This window comes from Alkalibacter mobilis, from assembly GCF_015594845.1.
In the GTDB taxonomy this organism is placed as follows: Bacteria; Bacillota; Clostridia; order Eubacteriales; family Alkalibacteraceae; genus Alkalibacter; species Alkalibacter mobilis.
Map to the genome: position 1 here is coordinate 82,048 of NZ_JADNRK010000001.1, position 17,223 is coordinate 99,270.

A 17,223-nucleotide genomic window follows, 5' to 3' on the forward strand; every position below is an offset into this window, starting at 1 on the left:
GTTGCTTGAATTTTCCTTGCTTGCAAATTTGTCAGACATTAAGATCCACCCCCTCCTGCTGAGACGTATAAACATCCTTGTATATGTCGCTGGATTTCATCAATTCTTTGTGATTACCTGCAGCAGAAATCTTTCCGTTATCCATCACCACGATCAAATCTGCATCCATGACTGAAGCTATTCGTTGGGCTATAATTATTTTTGTTGTTTCCCTAAGCTCGTTCTTGAATGATTTTCGGATCTTTGTGTCGGTGGCCGTATCCACTGCGCTCGTGGAATCGTCCAAAATAAGTATTTTAGGCTCCTTAAGCATTGCTCTGGCTATCGACAGCCTTTGCTTTTGACCTCCGGACAGATTAACACCGCCCTGCTCCAGAACAGTTTCATATCCCTCTTCGAACTTGTTGATAAATTCTTCGGCACATGCTGCTTTGGCTGCAGATTTTATTTGTTCCATGGTGGCATTTTCATTTCCCCATCTGAGATTCTCTTCAATTGTTCCACTGAATAATGTGTTTTTTTGCAAAACCATTGCCACAGAATTCCTGAGAGTTTTGATCTTATAATCCCTGACATCCCTGCCACCAACTAATACGCGTCCCTTGTCAACATCGTATAATCTCGGTATAAGTTGAACCAGGGTAGTTTTGGCAGAACCTGTTCCGCCAATGATACCTACAGTCATTCCTGACTCGATTTTAAGATTTATTCCCTCCAGATTATATTCGTTTCCGTGTACGTCGTATTTAAAATAAACATCTTCAAAAACTACACTGCCGTCAATAATTTCCACATCTTCTTCGGTGTTGTCACTGACATCCGGCATCTCTTCCAAGACCTCCATTACCCTTCTCGCAGATGCAACGGATCTGGTGAGCATCATGAATATCATGGACAACATCATCAAAGACATTAGTATCTGCTGCACGTAGGTTATGAAACTTGTCAGTTTCCCAACCTGCAGATCGCCTGTGTAGACCATGTTTCCGCCGAACCACATGATGGCTATTATAGTAGAAAACATTACCAACTGCATTATGGGCATATTTAGTACGATAAGTCCAAATGCCTTTTCGGCGGTATCCTTAAACTCTTCATTTTTTTTGTTAAATTTTGACTTCTCGAATCTTTCTCTTACAAAAGACTTTACTATCCTGATCCCTACCAGATTTTCCTGAACCACGACGTTTACTCCGTCAGTTCGTTCCTGCAACTCTGTAAAGTAGATCTTTACCCTTTTGATGATCAAATACAATGATATTACCAACACTGGTATGCCTACCGCAAAAACCATGGCCAACCGGGCATTTATCGAAATTGCTATGACAAGAGCTGTAATCAGCATTACAGGTGCCCGAACCAGCATCTTCATGCCCATGGTCACAGACATTTGCATGGTATTGACGTCACCCGTGAGTCTGGTTATAAGCGATGCAGTCGAGAAACTTTCGATATTCTTAAACGAATATCTCTGAATTTTTTCAAACTCTCCTTTTCTCAGTTCCGCTCCAAAGCCCTGTCCCGCAACTGCGGAGAATCTGGCTGATCCTATTCCGAAAGCCAATGCGATCATTGCCATGGCCACCATTAAAAGTCCCATTTTAATAGTATAACCGATATCCCTGTTTACTATGCCTACATCCACGATGTATGACATGACCAAGGGTATTATAAGTTCGAACATTGCCTCCAGTGCAGAGCATAGTATGCCCAAAATCACCGCCGCTCTATATTTGCTTAAGTAGGGAAGAAATTTTTGTAACAAGCTGCCACCTCATTTCAGTATGTTGAATATTGTTGAAAACTTATATTCTATTATACAATACTTCTCCCTGATTTATACACCATTAAAAATAATATATCCCGCTTAGCAATACAAATAAAAAACAGCCGGAATTTACTCCGACTGTCTTGAATTACAATCTTATCTTTTTTTCAAAGTTGCCAGCAGGACTCCTCCAATGACAGTTCCTACTATGATGGAAACAAGGTACATTGGTAGATTTCCAACTGCATTTGGTATAGGCAATACGAACACTCCACCGTGAGGCACTGCCAGTGTAGCTTTAAAGAACATCGATAAAGCCCCTGTGATCGCCGAACCTATCATTATTGAAGGGATTACCCTTATGGGATCAGCCGCCGCAAATGGTATGGCTCCTTCTGTTATAAATGATGCTCCCAGAGCCCAGGCCGCTTTTCCTGCTTCTCTCTCATCCACAGTATACTTGTTCTTTGCAAGAACTGTAGACAATGCTATGGCCAACGGTGGGACCATTCCGGCTGCCATTACTGCCGCCATTACCATTGAAGGTTGTCCTGCAGATATTGTTGCAGCTCCAAATGTGTATGCAGCCTTGTTCACAGGACCACCCATGTCAAATGCCATCATCAATCCTATTATTGCTCCCAAAAGTACTGCATTTGTTCCCTGAAGACCTTCCAACCAAGCCAACATAGCGTCATTGACTGCCTTTACAGGACCGCCCAGAACAAATATCATAATTAATCCCATTATCAGTGTAGACAAGACCGGCAATACCAGAACCGGCATCAAGCCTTCCATGGATTTAGGAAGCTTGATAGTCTTTTTAAGAAGTACCACCGTATAACCTGCAAGGAAACCAGCAAGTATACCACCCAAGAATCCTGCACCAATATTGGCAGAAATAAGTCCCCCTACCATACCTGGTACAAGTCCCGGTCTATCGGCAATGGAGAATGCTATATAACCTGCAAGGATCGGAACCATAAGACCGAATGCGCCAGTTCCTCCGCCTATCTGCATCAACGCCCAAGCCAGAGTTCCCTCTGTTTGAAAAGCGGTAATGCCGAATGCAAATGAAAGTGCTATTAAAATTCCTCCGGCTACAACAAATGGAATCATAAAGGATACGCCGGTCATAAGATGCTTGTAAACGCCCTGCTTTCCTTTTGGAGCTTCAGATTTTTCAACCTTTTGTTCAACATTTTCCTTTGCAACCGGTTTAGCATCGACGGCTCTTTGCAACAAACCTTTTGCATCCTTGATGGCATCCTTGACCGACGCCTCAATCATTGGGATCCCTTGAAATCTGGCTTTATCCACATTTGTGTCTACTGCCAAAACGACAGCATGCGCCGAATTAATATCTTCATCCGTCAAAACATTTTCTGCTCCTACAGATCCCTGTGTCTCGACCTTAATGTCGATGTTCATTTCTTTTGCCGCAAGTTGCAGAGCTTCAGCAGCCATATAGGTGTGAGCTATGCCTGTGGGGCAAGAAGTTACAGCTAAAATTTTCATATTATAATTCCCCTTTCTTATTTAAAAACTTCTATGAGTTCTTCATAAGTTGAAACATTCATCAATTTGTCCCTTACATCCTGATGCATAAGTTTTCGGGATATTTCAGCCAATACCTTGAGATGCACATCGTCAGATTTTTCCGGAACGGCTATAATAAAGAAAAGATGAGCAGGTAATTCATCCATGCTTTCAAAATCTATTCCCGCAGAGCTCCTGCCAAATGCTATTGCCGGTTCCTTTACAGCTTTGTTCTTTCCATGGGGTATGGCCACACCCATGCCTATTCCAGTAGAAAACTCTTCTTCCCTTTTTAGAACAGCACCGATGAATTCCCCTTCGTCCGATATTACACCGTCATTTGTGAGAATCCCTGTCAACTCAGAGATCACGTCATTCTTTGTAGTACTTTTCAGATCAAAACTAACTCTTTTGTCGGTAAGCAACTTTGTCATATCCATTATTCAAACCTCCTTTATTTTTAAAAGTGCCTCTTCCAGCAAATCTTCTGCTTGCTTCAAATTACATGCTTTTGTGCCTTCCAACATAACTGACGCGGCACCTGCACTTTGAGCCATAGCCAAGGTCTTAAGATCGTCAAATCCATTCAAACTGCTGTAAACCATGGCTGCAACCATTGAATCCCCGGCACCTACAGTACTTTTTACAGGCACCTCTAGACCGTACGCCCTGTACACCTTTTCCTTTGTAACGTAAATGCTTCCGTCCTTGCCCAGGGAGACCAAGACCTTTCCTACCCCTTCAGCCACCAGCTTGCTGGCAGCATCGATCAATTTTTCCTCCGTATCAAGGGTTTCACCCATGAGCTTCTCAAGCTCAAAATTGTTTGGCTTGACTAAGTCAGGCTTTGCTTTTATCGCTTCTTTAAACAAGTCGCCCTCTGCGTCTACTACAACTGACGCTCCGGCATTTTTTGCAACTTCAGTCAAATCTTTGTATATCGTCTTCGGGACCCCTTCGCTGACGCCTCCTGACAGAACTACAACGTCATCTGGTGCCAGATTTTCCAAGAAAATTTCCTTGAATTTTTCCAACTCTTCCGATTTAATTTCTCCTCCGGGTTCATTTATATCGGTAAATGTGTTTTTCGTCGTGTCTACAAGTTTGATATTGGTTCTGGTATCGGAGCTTATCGAAACAAATTTTTCCTGTATGTCCCTTTTTCTCAACTCATCTTTAAATGCCTTTTCCAGATTATCTCCTAAAAACCCCATCGCCAGGCTTTTAACATCAAATTCTCTCAATACTTTTGAGACGTTTATGCCCTTTCCTCCGATATCGCACCTAATGGCTTTTACCCTGTTGACCTCTCCGACGTTAAAATTCTCCACTAGCAGAGTCTTGTCCAAGGCTGGATTCAACGTAACAGTTATTACCACACGATCACCCCTTTCAACTCGTTATTATTCTTACCCCAAAATTTTGAAATTCATCAAGTATTTGCTTTTCAACCTCGTCGGTAGTTATTATTGCATCTATTTGCTTGAGATTTTCTATGACAGCAAAATTCACGACACCGAATTTTGAAGGATCACTCAAAACATAAACCTTGTCTCCCGATTCCATCATAGTCCTCTTTGTTATAGCCTCCGTCAAGTTTGGGGTTGTGAGTCCGTCTTTGAGGGTTATACCGTTTGTACCAAGAAAGACCTTGTCTACTTTGAAGTTTCTTAATGAATTTTCACTGAGCTGTCCTACCATGCTTCTGGTATTTTTTCTTAAAGTTCCTCCGGTCAATATTATTTCCATATCCTCTTTTTCCCACAAAATCGTTGCTATATCTATAGAGTTGGTTATTACAGTAATATTTTTTGCATTTAGTGCCTTTGCCAACTCCAGAGTGGTCGTACCGGAATCTATGATTATGCTGTCTCCATCACCTACAAGCTTTGCGGCAACTTTTGCTATTCTGACTTTATCTGAATGCCTGCTGGTTTCTTTCTCTTTGAAAGAAGGTTCAAAATTTCTGCTGCTCAAGGATACTGCTCCACCATGTGTCCTTTTCAACATGTTTTTTTCTTCCATGTCCTGCAGATCTCTTCTGATAGTCGATTCACTTACGTCAAAAATTTCTGTCAGGTCAGAAACTCTCACACTGTTTTTTTCTTTTAGTAATTCCACAATCTTTTGATATCTTTCTTCGATAAACATCTTATCACCCTTCGCGTGATTGTTTATTATTGTTTGTAATCGTTTTTGCTTATTTATGATTGTATTACGGGTTTTTGTATTTGTCAATACGTTTACATAAAATTATTTTAGAATTATCAGTCATAAATGAGCATGTAAAAAGCGGCCATTGGCCGCATTCAAAAATTATTGTCAAGATTGGCATTTGGGACACAAAAAAGTCTTAGAGGATAGGATCAGTTACTTTTATCGATCTCTATCCTCTAAGATACTGATTCATTAGTCATGTAAACTTCCTTTCTATGGCTAATGTTTTTTCAACAAATCGGATCGGTCGCCAATCATCCCTATTTGAATCTCTTTTGGAACCAGTCGAAAAACTTTGAATCTTCTTCTTTGTTACAGTTTTAATTCTTTTACTACCTTACTGTACTTAAATCAGTTAATTCTAAACGGCTGCTTTACCAACTTTAAATCTCTAACTTCTAAACTTACTTTCAACACAAAATTTGTTACTTTTACATCCATGTAGATTTTAATTTGAAGCTTTAGGGATTATGTTTTCCAATCTTTCTTTGTTGTTTCTTATATACCCGGTACCTTTTTCATTAAACATCCAAACCTAAAAATATTTCGTTTTTTTTTTGGATTTCTTCTCGATGTTTTTCCAACAAAAAAATCTTAAAGGACAGCATCTTTATTTCAATTGCCGTCCTTTAAGATTCTGATTCATTAGTCATGTAAATTTCCTTCCTATGGCTAATGTATTTAACAAAGCTGATTTTGTTTGGATCTCTTCGACCACTCCATATCTTTCAGTCATCTTTTTGAGTTTCACTTTATTGCTTGCAAAATCCGATTCTGCAGTTCAACAAGATTCATCTCCGACTGATTCGATAAATGGAATAAATCTAAAGATTTTCCTTGCTCCATCTCTTTGTTGCTTTTATGATACCCGTCAACAATTCTTCTAAACATTCATTTTGAAATTTTTATGCTTTTTAGACCAGTTCCTTTAACACTCTTTCCAATCTTACCTTCTGTTCCGGTCTGGTCATAGGTACATCGTACTGCCAACAATCAAACACATCTGCATCCTTGACGATTTCTTCTATGGGGGTTCCCACGACATCTTTGCTGCTATGGTTTTTAGCTGCAGTTGCCACAATTTCTATTTCTTCTTTTGAAAACTCACCCAGCTCCTTCAAAAATTCTTTTACAGGCTCATATGCATTTCTTGCGTGATCCTTTTGATATCCTGTAACTATCCTTCCATAGTCATGCAATATGCAGGATATGATAGCCATTTCAGGCTCCACACCTCTTTTCAATGCAAGAATACGCCCTAAAGTCCCGCTGCTTGCCATGTGGATCTTTTCGAAATCCAAGGGGTATTCTCTATCCAAACCGTCAGTTTTATAAGAGTCTATCTTCTCAATCAACGCACTTCCAACTTTCATAATTCTATTCACGATATCAACCTCCCTATTATTATCCCATTATATCAAAAATATCACCTCAAAACATTATTGCTCTAAAATTTCCAGTCTGAATCAAATTGAAGTCTTGACAAGAATAACGATTTGCTATAATGTAAGTAAGTACTTACTATATTGGAGGTCAAGATGAAAAAAGCTGAACGAAAAAAACAAATACTTGATTGTGCAATGACTCTTTTCGCCAAATACGGTTACAAGGGCACGACTACCGCAGCCATTGCTAAAAAATCTGAAATTTCGGAAGTGACACTATTTAGAAATTTTTCATCCAAACAAGAAATTTTCATGAAGTGCATTGAGCCGGTGTTTGTTAACACACTCGAAGAGACATTGGACTTTCCCACTGAAACAGACCCTAAAGGATCACTAAAATCGATCCTTCAGGAAAGGATCAAAACTATCTCAAAAAATTATGAGCTCGTTAAATTGATACTGTCTGAATCGGAGTTCATTTCTGATTTCAGAGAAGAGAGTTTGATGCAGATAATGTCAAAAAGATTTATGGCAGTTTTCGAAAAAATCGGTATTCCAAAAGCAAAAAGAGAATTTGTTTTAAGATTGGTGATGGGATCCATCCTTTCATATTTATATCTGCCTCAAGCGGACGAAGAAAAAATCCAACAATATTCAGCGGATCTTGCTGAAATGATAATTACTCATGCAGTCAAGGAGGTACAAAATGCATAATCTATTCTCAAAACTTGGAGCTTTGATCGAGAGAAGGCCAATAAAAGTCTTGCTCATCTCATTGCTGGCATTTGCAATTTTAATATCCGGCGTAAGAAGCATCGGCCTGTCTACTGGTAATGAAACTCTTGTACAAAGCGATAATCCGGTATTTATTAACAACAAGGAAATGGAAGATGAATTTGGTTCCGATTCCATTCTTATACTGTTCGAAGGAGAAAATTTGGATACACTTCTTTCATCGGAAAATATTCGCAAAATGTGGAATATTGAGCAAAAATTGGGCCAAAACGAGAATATATACTCGGTAATGTCCCCGGCTGGGATGATAAATCAGATTTCGACCATGCAAAGTGAAAATATCAAGGATGCCGTATTGGAAATCAGCGACGGTCTGGGAGAAATTGGCAATAAGTTGACTGAAGTAGGTACGGAGTTAAAAAACAAGGATCTTATGGATCCTTCAGAAATCGAAGAAAAGTTAAATTCCTTGTCGGGTGTTACGACTGCCTTCGACAAACTTATCGATGGTCAGACCCAATTATCTTCAGGGGCATTGCAATTGAAGGACGGCTTGTTGAAGGCTTCCGGGGGATTGAACGAAGCTTCTGCTCAGCTTGAAATACTAGGTCAGTCTGCTGCACAAAATCCAGAGCTTCAAATGAAGCTAAACGCAATCGCCCGGAATATAGCACAAAGTGCACAGGGTATTGAGACCATGGGCACTAAATCGTCCGGCTTAAGTGAAGGAGCTCTACAAAGCGCAGGGGCTTTGGAAAACATCAAAACTAATTTGGCAAAAGAAACTGAAAGCATGAAGGCTGAGATGCCAAATGGCATGGATCCTAAAGAAATTGATGAAATGGCTGACGGATTCATTGAAATAGGTGCAAATCTGACGGACATTTCCGAAGCCATGGATACTTTCCACACAAAAAGCCAAATGATGATCGCAGATATACCAGCGCTGCAAAGCGAAATCGACGAGATGTTTTATGACGGCCAAACTATAAGATCCGTATTTTCACAAGTTGTAGTCGATGATTCACATGTTCTCATGGTCGCGAAACTCAATGGAAACGTTGCAGACAGCCAAAAGGATGTGATCGTTTCCGACTTGAAACAGCATATGGAATCCGAAGGATTCGAAACCATCGATTACACCATATCAGGAAAACCGGTTTTGGATTCATCGTTAAGATCAGAAATGCAAAAGAACATGCAAATGATGGTCATGGCTGCCGTTGTTATCATGCTTGTGATCCTTACCCTAATATTCAAGGTCAAGTGGAGGATCCTAAGTCTTGGAATCATAATGATATCGGTCGTGGCGACTTTGGGACTGATGGGTTGGATCAACGTTCCCATAACAATGGTGTCTATGGCAGTGTTCCCGATCCTCATAGGGCTTGGAATAGACTATTCCATACAGTTTCATAACAGGTATGAAGAAGACAAGTCTGTCAAAACAACTATCACTCATATAGGGAAAGCTGTGGCAGTGGCAGTTCTGGCCACTTTCCTGGGTTTCATCTCGCTTTATGCTTCACCGGTGCCTATGATTCAGGATTTCGGCAAGATGCTCACAATTGGAGTAGTGATCAGTTTTATTGGCAGCATATTCATACTTATGAGCATCCTGAAATTAAGAGACGACTTCAGCGATGTAACGGAAGTGAAAGTTAAAAATGACCCCGATCTTAATTCTCCACTTTTAGACAGAATATTTGCAGCGTCAACTAGAATTGTAATCAAATTTTCTGCGATTATATTTGTTGTCGCAATAATTGTTTCCTCCATAGGATTTTCATACGACAGCAAAATAGGAGTGGAGAGCAACATAGAAAACTTCATGCCGCAGGACATGGATGCGCTTTCAGACATACGTTACATAAGAGACACTGTTGGTTCTACAGAGCAGATCATACTTTATTTGAACGATAACGACATACTTTCTGAGGAAAACATAAGCTGGATCGAGTCGAAAAGCGATCAACTTTTAAATGACTATCCAGAAGTAGTCGTGAACGTGAACTCAATATTGACACCTGTTCAAAATATGGATTTCGCTAATGACACCGGAGTAGAAACCGGCATTAGAGAAAAGGTCCTGGATCTTCCAGATCAACAAAAAAAGATGTTCATAAACGAAGATCTTACTCAGGGCATAGTGATCCTTGAGATAAAATACCTTCCTACTGAAAAACTTCAAAGTTTTATTTTCGACTTAAAATCTGAAATCTCTGATTCGCCCATGGATGTGGACATTACAGGTAAAAGCGTATTGGACGTGGAGATGGTTAAGGGCCTTACTTCCGGCAGGGTCGAGATGACCCTCATAGGCTTGGGATTGGTTTTTGCAGCCTTGTTGCTAATATATAGAAACTTCTTCAAGGCACTGATTCCGCTTCTACCGGTAGTACTGATAATCGGAATGTCAGCAGGTTCCATGCACGTTTTAGGTTTGAGCTACACTCCCATAACTGCCACCCTCGGAGCGTTGATCCTGGGGATGGGCACGGAAATGACCGTAATGGTCATGGAGCGTTATTTGGAGGAAAGAAGAAACGGTGAAAACAAGACGGAAGCTATGATCACATCCATAAAAATGATTGGCAAGGCCGTACTGGCTTCCGGCCTGACTACAATAGGTGGATTTTCGGTCTTGATTTTTTCAGAATTCGTCATATTGAAGGATTTTGGATTGATGACGGTTATAAATATATCTCTTGCCTTGATCAGTACTTTTCTGGTTTTACCGTCGATAATATACATATTTGACAGATTTCTCTTTAGCAAGAAAGAAAAAAGAGAACTTTTAAAAACCATCAACGAGACGGTGTAAGTCGAATATCTTTCAAAATCATCTTTAATGACAGAGGACCTTGGCTTAAGCCAAGGTCCTTTCTTTTTACTGCAATGATCAGTCGATCCAATCAGTCTCAGAAATATCCAGTTTCGCCATTCTTAGATCTTTGGGTGTGTTTATAGGATCGATCGACTCGATTTTTAAAAGGCATTCCTCTCTACTCGCATAAACCGATGTCATTGCAACAGATACCAATTCATAAGTACCCCCGCCTCTAAATCTCAAATATCCCTCTTCCGATTTTGCTACGAATAATTCCATTAAATTGCCTGCCCTTCCAAATTTGTTAAAATCTCCATACCTCTGCCGTTTAAACTTTGATTAGTCGTCCATTCTTTCAGCTTTTCATAGGCTTTGCCTTCATCTATGAGTCTGTTGGACAATTCATAACCTTCTGGAATTGTATTAACGACTCCAGTCAATTTGAAGATCAGTGCGCTGTTCAGGCTCACGATATCCCTTGAACATCCCCGGTCTGTACCATTCAAAATTTTTATCAATCTTATGGCCTCTTTTCTTCTATCGCCCTTTGGTTTCAACTCTTCAGGATTACCATTTTCGATCCCAAGTTCTTTCAGAGTTATTTCATATTTTTCTAAAGTCCCATCCTCTTTGAGTTCACATATGATCGTTTTGCCCAATGTGGATGCTTCGTCCATCCCTAAAGTAGATCCTTCGACCTGCCCATAAACTATCATAGCTTTCTTGTATCCAATTTCTTTCATCAATTTTGCAACAGGTTCCAGCATTTCTTCCTTGTAAACACCCCTTACGGCATATTTGGGTAGAGCTGGATTGGCCAAGGACGCCGATATGTTAAGAGTAGTTCCAAAAGCAATTTGGGAAAGGATTCTTCCCAAAGCCTTTGGATGAACCAAGGGGCTCATGCCGTTGAAGATACCTATGCCCGCATTTTTAATGCTTGCAACAGCAAGTTCGGGGCTTTCCTCAACATCGATCCCCAATTCTTCCAATACATCTATGGTTCCACAAACAGAACTTAGGGCTCTTGAACCATGCTTTCCCATTTTAACTCCGCCTGCAGAGGCTATGATCGAAGATGCCGTACTTATATTGAAGGTTTTAAATGTGTCCATGCCCGTACCTGAATTATCGACCAAGTCTATGGAATCCAATTCCTTTGGTTTTATAGTATCCACCTGATATATCGCCTTCCAACATGCAGCCATTTCTTCGATTGTTTCACCCTTTGAAGTAAGGGCTGACAAAAATGCTCCTTGCTGCATGTCCGTTTGCTCATTTTGAAGTAGTGACATAAACGCCCTTTCGGATTCCGTATTGTCAAGATCCTCTTTTCTCACCAACTTGGATATTAACGCTCCAAACTCTCTCATGTCCATTATTTTTTCTTGCATATCAAGCACTCTCCTTATAATTTTATAATAGCCGACATCACACTTTTTTCTTCCAGTGCGAATATGGCCTTTTCAACGTCGTTCAGTGAGTATGTTTCTGCCATCAACTTTTCAAAGGGTATCATTCCAGAATCTAAAAGTTCCAATGCAACACTATTGCCTTTAAATGTACAACCGTAAGAGCCAAACAATTGAATTTCCTTGTAGTGTAATTCATTCAGGATTTTTGTATCTATTTCATCTTTATGAAGACCGCTGAAGTAGCCTATCTTTCCACCTTTAGAGCATAACCTTATTGCATCCACCAGGGATTGTGGTGAAGAATTACATATCAAAACAACATCCGGCCCTTTTCCGCAGGTGATTTCATTTAAAATCGAGTCTGCATCATCCTGACTTAGATCCAAGGTTTTTTTGTATATGGCCGTACTTAGTCTTGGTGAGTAAACATCTGCTATCACTACACTGCCATGGCTGGATTTTTCAGCCAAAAAATAATTGATCATCCCCAGCCTTCCAGCTCCTAAAATCAGAATGTTTTCCGCTCCTTTAATGCTGACCTTTTCTTGAATGTTTATTGCGCAAGCTACCGGCTCGGCAAATGTTGCAATATCAGGCGACAAACCGTCTGGGATCTTGTTCAGCACTTTTTTTGCCGAAGCTCCCTTGATTTCAATGAATTCCTGCATCCCCCCATCCTTATGAAATCCAAGGATCTCCATACTGTCACATAAATTTTCTTTTCCTACATCGCAATATCTGCAGTTATTGCAATAATTGCCCGGAAAAATTTGAACTCTGTCTCCAACTTTGAAGTCCTCTTTCAATTCTGCAGGGACATATTCTATTTCACCTGTTATTTCATGGCCCAGCACTCTAGGATAAAAAAGATCTCTATGACCTTTTCTATAACTTTTCATGTCTGCTCCGCAAACCCCGCAGTACGAAACTTTTATGATCACATCATTTTTTTGCTTCGGTTTTTCACAATTTACAACCACAAGTTTTTCAAGATCTTCCAAAACCAGTTTCTTCACATGACCCTACCTTTCTGAACAAAAATAAGCCCGCACTTAAAAAGTGCGGACTTTCCAACATCCTCACGAACAACTTCCATGACTCGTAGAAGCTAATTCTATTTCAGGCAGGTCTCCTGACTCAAGGCTTGACCAAACATTTCCTTCCCCATGACGAGTGGTTTATAATGTTTCCATACCTTTTACAGTGGCGGGCCCGTTCGGGACTTTCACCCGATTCCCTATTCTCTCATATTGAGCACCTGAAATTTTTATTTTTTTAATTGTATGACATAATTTTGAAGCTGTCAATATAGAAAAATCACAGAATTTAAAATTATTAAAATCCACCATAGGTATATTCTCTATCAGGAACATCATTCAAATCATCTTCATCGATTTCTGCAACGCATCTGACCATGGCACCGTCACCCAACCACCATCTGATTGGAAATGCCATAAATTTAAATCTCTTGCCTACTACTTTATCCAAATCTCCACCTACATTTTCAACACCTACGATACCGTTGCCCATCAAATATTTATGGCAAGGTTCCCAAGTGCCTTGAAGACCTGCATTTTCAAGTTTTCCGTATGCTTCCATGTATTTTTCCATACCGTGCACTTCTATGAATGTATCTTTGTGAAATTCTGCGTAGGCTTCCTTGCCAAATTTTTCAATGTACTCTTCCGATATGGGTTTTCCCGAGTTTCCAATAAGATTCATGGCAGGTGGACCGTTTTGTCCCATAGTTGTATGAAGCGGATGATCCAATGCCTGTTGATCCATAGCCACACATTTAGGTTTATACTTTTCAAACCATTGTCCTGCCTCTCTTCCGCATCCGCATGAATAGTGGTAATAATCCTTTGTATCATCAAACTTCAGGTGCATCCCCGTTCTCAATACAAGAACCATGCCTTCCACTTCTTCATGCGTTACACCGGCTCTGGCCAGCGCATCGTCCAGGTGTGCTCCGGTGATCAATCCCCAGTCATCGACCTTGATGTCGAGACAAACCGCATCTCCGTAGTATGCATCCAGGGGCAGTTCGTGGGTGTATCTTGCGCGTTTTCCGTCGAATTCTCTCTCCATTACGTGACGTGGTGCATCAGCGTGTGTTCCGCAATGCATTACTACATCGATTTTCTGAGTCAAAACTCCACTTTTTGCCAGGTTGTGCATAGTGTCGATTTTTGGCTTTGCAAAATAAGGCCATACAGGAATATCCGCATGAAAAGGATGACTTAAATCTACCAATACTTTTTTACCCATTTTTTATTCCTCCGTTTTGATTAATTTTTTTGTATTTAAACCAACAATATTTTAAAAAATTATTTTGTGTGTCCGCTCACGTTCCAATTCTCAAGACCCAGAATCTCTCTTGTTTCCTGTGGAGTGGCAATTTCTTTACCCATTTCAGCAACTATCCGATTTGTCCTCTCAACAAATTGTCTGTTAGATTCTGCAAGAACTTTTGGTGCATAGAATATGTTGTCCTCCATGCCTACTCTTAAATGTCCTCCCAATGCCATTGTTGCATACATTACAGGCAGGTGCATTTTACCTATTCCCAATGCTCCCCATGTACAATCTTGTGGTATAAGGCTTTTCAGGTAAACCAGGTTTTCAACTGTAGCAGCCATCCCTCCCGGCACCCCAAGAACAAACTGAAAATGAAGCGGGGCTTGTAAAACACCTTTTTTCAAATAATATAAAGCATTGTATACCATTCCTGCATCGAATATTTCGATTTCAGGCTTGACATCCACCTCTTGCATGGCATTTCCCAATTTTTCTAAAAAGCTGGGACTATTTTCAAACACCGTATTGTGTTGCCAGTTCATTGACCCGCAATCGAAAGATGCAATCTCTGGTTTGAGTTCATAAAAAGGTTTGATTCTGACTTCATCGGACAAGCCGATCCCACCTGATGTAGTAAGGTTTATTACAATATCGCACTTCTCTCTTACTAATTTCACGGTTTGTTCAAACTTTTCGAAGCTCATGGATGCCTTGTTTTCGTCGTTTCTGACGTGGATGTGGGCTACAGATGCCCCTGCATTGTAACAATCCAAAATATCTTCAGCTATTTCTTCCGGTTGTAATGGAATATTGGGTGTGTCACTTTTTTGCGGCCACGCCCCCGTAGTTGCTACCGTCAATATTACTTTATTTGATAAATTGCTCATGATTGACCTCCTCTTTTTACTATTATGCTGGTTCCCATTCCTCCACCGATACAAAGTGTGGCAAGTCCGGTTTTTGCATCTCTCTTTTTCATTTCATGCAATAATGTAACAAATATTCTGGCTCCTGATGCACCTATGGGGTGGCCAAGTGCTATGGCACCGCCATTGACATTGACCTTGTCCATGTCAAAATTCAGTTCCCTGGCTACAGCCAATGCCTGCGCTGCAAAAGCTTCATTTGCTTCGATCAAGTCCAGTTCCTCTACATTGATCCCAGCTTTTTTCAATGTTTTCAGAGTGGCTGGTATGGGTCCGCAACCCATTACTTGCGGATCTACACCACCGGAACCATAAGAGACTACTTCTGCAAGTATCTCTACTCCCAGCTCTTTTGCCATGTCTTCGGACATTACCACCATCATGGCCGCCCCGTCGTTTATACCGGAAGCATTTCCAGCAGTGACCGAACCGTCTTTTTTAAATGCCGGTCTCAATTTTCCCAAAGAGTCCTTAGTCGTCCCGAATCTTGGAAATTCATCTGTGTCAACGACCTTGAATTCCCCTTTTCTCTGCGGCACTCTGACCGGGATGATTTCGTCTTTGAATCTGCCTTCCTTGATGGCCTTTTCAGCCCTGTTTTGACTGATGACTGAAAATTCGTCTTGCTCATCTCTTGTGATCCCATACTGTTCAGCAATATTTTCGGCCGTCAACCCCATGTGGATATCTGTAAAGGCATCGGTCAATCCGTCTTTCAGCATCGTGTCGATCATAGTGCTGTCTCCCATTTTTGATCCCCACCTGTTGGAATTTATCACGTATGGTGACTGGGACATGCTCTCCGTTCCACCAGCCAATACTATTTGTGCATCTCCAGCCCTGATCATTTGCGCCGCAAGGCTGACAGCTCTCAGGCCTGAGCCGCACACCTTGTTTATCGTCATGGCCGAAACAGTTTCCGGCAATCCCGAACGTATGGCTATCTGCCTGGAGATGTTTTGACCCAAACCTGCCGACAAAACATTTCCAACTATAACCTCGTCGATGAGTTCTTTATCGACTTTAGCCCGCTTTATCGCTTCATGTGCCGCAGCAACCCCTAAATCCAAAGCAGAAACCGTGGACAAACTTCCTCCAAAACTCCCGATTGGTGTCCTTACAGCACTTGCTATCACTACTTTTTTCATGGTATCCTCCGTTTATTGAATGTCTTTAGTCACTTTTATCAAATATTTGACAAGTCTCTCTCTTGAAACTTTGATGTCTTCATCAGTCCACTCTTGGAATCCTTTGCCTGTTTTAAATCCCAAATCTCCGTCTTCAACTTTTTTTCTGAGCAGAGGAGACGGTTCCGTAGAACTTTCTATATGCTTTAATATGTAATCGTGAATGGAAAGAGTCAGATCAGTTCCCACCATGTCTGAATTTTCCATGGGTGACAATACGGGCAGTCTCATGCCAAAGCTATACTTAATGGCTTCATCTACAGCTGCGGGATCGGCTATGCCGTTTTCAACTATTGATATGGCTTCCCTCCACAGAGCGTGCTGAAGTCTGTTGGCCAAGAATCCCGGTACATCCTTGGCGACCTTTACAGGTTTCTTTCCCATGGATTTCATAAAGTCGAACAAGTCATCAACCACCTCATCTGATGTAAACTCGGTTCTGACTATTTCGACCAATGGAATCAGGTAGGGCGGATTCCAAAAATGCGTTCCCACGATCCGGTCCTTGTTCTTTGCCTTGGATGCGATTTCTGTAATACTCATTACAGAAGTGTTTGAAGCCAGTATCGTATCTTCACGACACACTTCATCCAACTGGGCAAACAAGTTTTGCTTCAACTCCATGTTTTCAGGAATGTTCTCAATTATCAAATCTGCGTCTTTTGTAACATAATCCAAATCGTTGGACACGGTTATCCTGGATAATGCCACATCTATTTGATCTTTCGGATACGCACCTTCTCCAGCCATGATCTCAAGATTTTTTCTTATGTTCTCCAATGCATCTGATTTCTCAGGGTTTCTGGATGAAATTCTTACTTCTATCCCTTTTGTTGCAAATATCTGGGCTATACCGCTGCCCATAAGGCCTGATCCAAATATGGATACGTTATTGATTTTTCTGCTCAACTCTTTTGCCC

General features: G+C 40.9%; 15 protein-coding genes and 1 riboswitch. Of the genes, 2 read left to right on the forward strand and 13 right to left on the reverse strand.

Annotated features, from left to right (window positions below; all coding sequences use genetic code 11):
• Positions 1-31 precede the first annotated feature (31 nt).
• The 6 genes from IWB18_RS00390 to IWB18_RS00415 form a co-directional block, all read right to left on the reverse strand.
• Positions 32-1,765, reverse strand: a complete 1,734-nt coding sequence (locus IWB18_RS00390; RefSeq protein WP_195681602.1) for an ABC transporter ATP-binding protein — start codon at positions 1,763-1,765, stop codon at positions 32-34.
• Positions 1,766-1,924: 159 nt separating this feature from the next.
• Positions 1,925-3,286 (reverse strand): PTS fructose transporter subunit IIC, encoded by a 1,362-nt coding sequence (locus IWB18_RS00395; protein WP_195681603.1) that lies wholly within the window; start codon positions 3,284-3,286, stop codon positions 1,925-1,927.
• Between the two features lie 17 nt (positions 3,287-3,303).
• A complete protein-coding gene (locus IWB18_RS00400; protein ID WP_195681604.1) occupies positions 3,304-3,747 on the reverse strand; it encodes a PTS sugar transporter subunit IIA in 444 nt (147 codons plus the stop codon).
• A 3-nt stretch (positions 3,748-3,750) separates the two neighbouring features.
• Positions 3,751-4,686, reverse strand: a complete 936-nt coding sequence (gene pfkB / locus IWB18_RS00405; protein ID WP_195681605.1) for a 1-phosphofructokinase — start codon at positions 4,684-4,686, stop codon at positions 3,751-3,753.
• Positions 4,687-4,699: 13 nt separating this feature from the next.
• A complete protein-coding gene (locus tag IWB18_RS00410) occupies positions 4,700-5,458 on the reverse strand; it encodes a DeoR/GlpR family DNA-binding transcription regulator (protein ID WP_195681606.1) in 759 nt (252 codons plus the stop codon).
• 980 nt (positions 5,459-6,438) lie between these two features.
• Entirely contained in the window at positions 6,439-6,909 is a 471-nt protein-coding gene (locus IWB18_RS00415) for an HD domain-containing protein (RefSeq protein ID WP_195681607.1), read from the reverse strand.
• A 153-nt stretch (positions 6,910-7,062) separates the two neighbouring features.
• Here IWB18_RS00415 and IWB18_RS00420 point away from each other — a divergent pair, with 153 nt between their 5' ends.
• The gene (locus IWB18_RS00420) at positions 7,063-7,623 is read left to right on the forward strand and encodes a TetR/AcrR family transcriptional regulator (RefSeq protein ID WP_195681608.1); all 561 of its coding nucleotides are present in this window, start codon (positions 7,063-7,065) and stop codon (positions 7,621-7,623) included.
• On the forward strand, positions 7,616-10,468 hold the full coding sequence (locus tag IWB18_RS00425; protein WP_195681609.1) for an efflux RND transporter permease subunit: 2,853 nt from the start codon (positions 7,616-7,618) through the stop codon (positions 10,466-10,468). Before IWB18_RS00420 ends, IWB18_RS00425 begins: the two co-directional genes overlap by 8 nt.
• Positions 10,469-10,546: 78 nt before the next feature.
• Here IWB18_RS00425 and IWB18_RS00430 read toward each other — a convergent pair whose 3' ends face one another.
• From IWB18_RS00430 to IWB18_RS00460, 7 genes are all read right to left on the reverse strand, one after another.
• Positions 10,547-10,753 carry a hypothetical protein gene (locus tag IWB18_RS00430; RefSeq protein ID WP_195681610.1) on the reverse strand — a complete coding sequence of 69 codons (207 nt, stop codon included), beginning with the start codon at positions 10,751-10,753 and terminating at the stop codon, positions 10,547-10,549.
• A complete protein-coding gene (trpD, locus tag IWB18_RS00435) occupies positions 10,753-11,868 on the reverse strand; it encodes an anthranilate phosphoribosyltransferase (protein ID WP_225877713.1) in 1,116 nt (371 codons plus the stop codon). The genes IWB18_RS00430 and trpD overlap by 1 nt, the downstream gene beginning before the upstream one ends.
• A gap of 14 nt (positions 11,869-11,882) precedes the next feature.
• Positions 11,883-12,905 (reverse strand): alcohol dehydrogenase catalytic domain-containing protein, encoded by a 1,023-nt coding sequence (locus tag IWB18_RS00440; RefSeq protein ID WP_195681611.1) that lies wholly within the window; start codon positions 12,903-12,905, stop codon positions 11,883-11,885.
• A gap of 89 nt (positions 12,906-12,994) precedes the next feature.
• A riboswitch (cobalamin riboswitch) is annotated at positions 12,995-13,166 on the reverse strand.
• A gap of 58 nt (positions 13,167-13,224) precedes the next feature.
• Positions 13,225-14,160, reverse strand: coding sequence for a cyclase family protein (locus IWB18_RS00445; protein WP_195681612.1), 936 nt, complete (start codon positions 14,158-14,160; stop codon positions 13,225-13,227).
• A 59-nt stretch (positions 14,161-14,219) separates the two neighbouring features.
• Positions 14,220-15,077, reverse strand: coding sequence for a BKACE family enzyme (locus IWB18_RS00450; protein ID WP_195681613.1), 858 nt, complete (start codon positions 15,075-15,077; stop codon positions 14,220-14,222).
• A complete protein-coding gene (locus tag IWB18_RS00455) occupies positions 15,074-16,264 on the reverse strand; it encodes an acetyl-CoA C-acetyltransferase (protein WP_195681614.1) in 1,191 nt (396 codons plus the stop codon). Before IWB18_RS00455 ends, IWB18_RS00450 begins: the two co-directional genes overlap by 4 nt.
• Before the next feature lie 12 nt (positions 16,265-16,276).
• The gene (locus IWB18_RS00460; RefSeq protein ID WP_195681615.1) at positions 16,277-17,212 is read right to left on the reverse strand and encodes a 3-hydroxyacyl-CoA dehydrogenase family protein; all 936 of its coding nucleotides are present in this window, start codon (positions 17,210-17,212) and stop codon (positions 16,277-16,279) included.
• Positions 17,213-17,223: the final 11 nt, after the last annotated feature.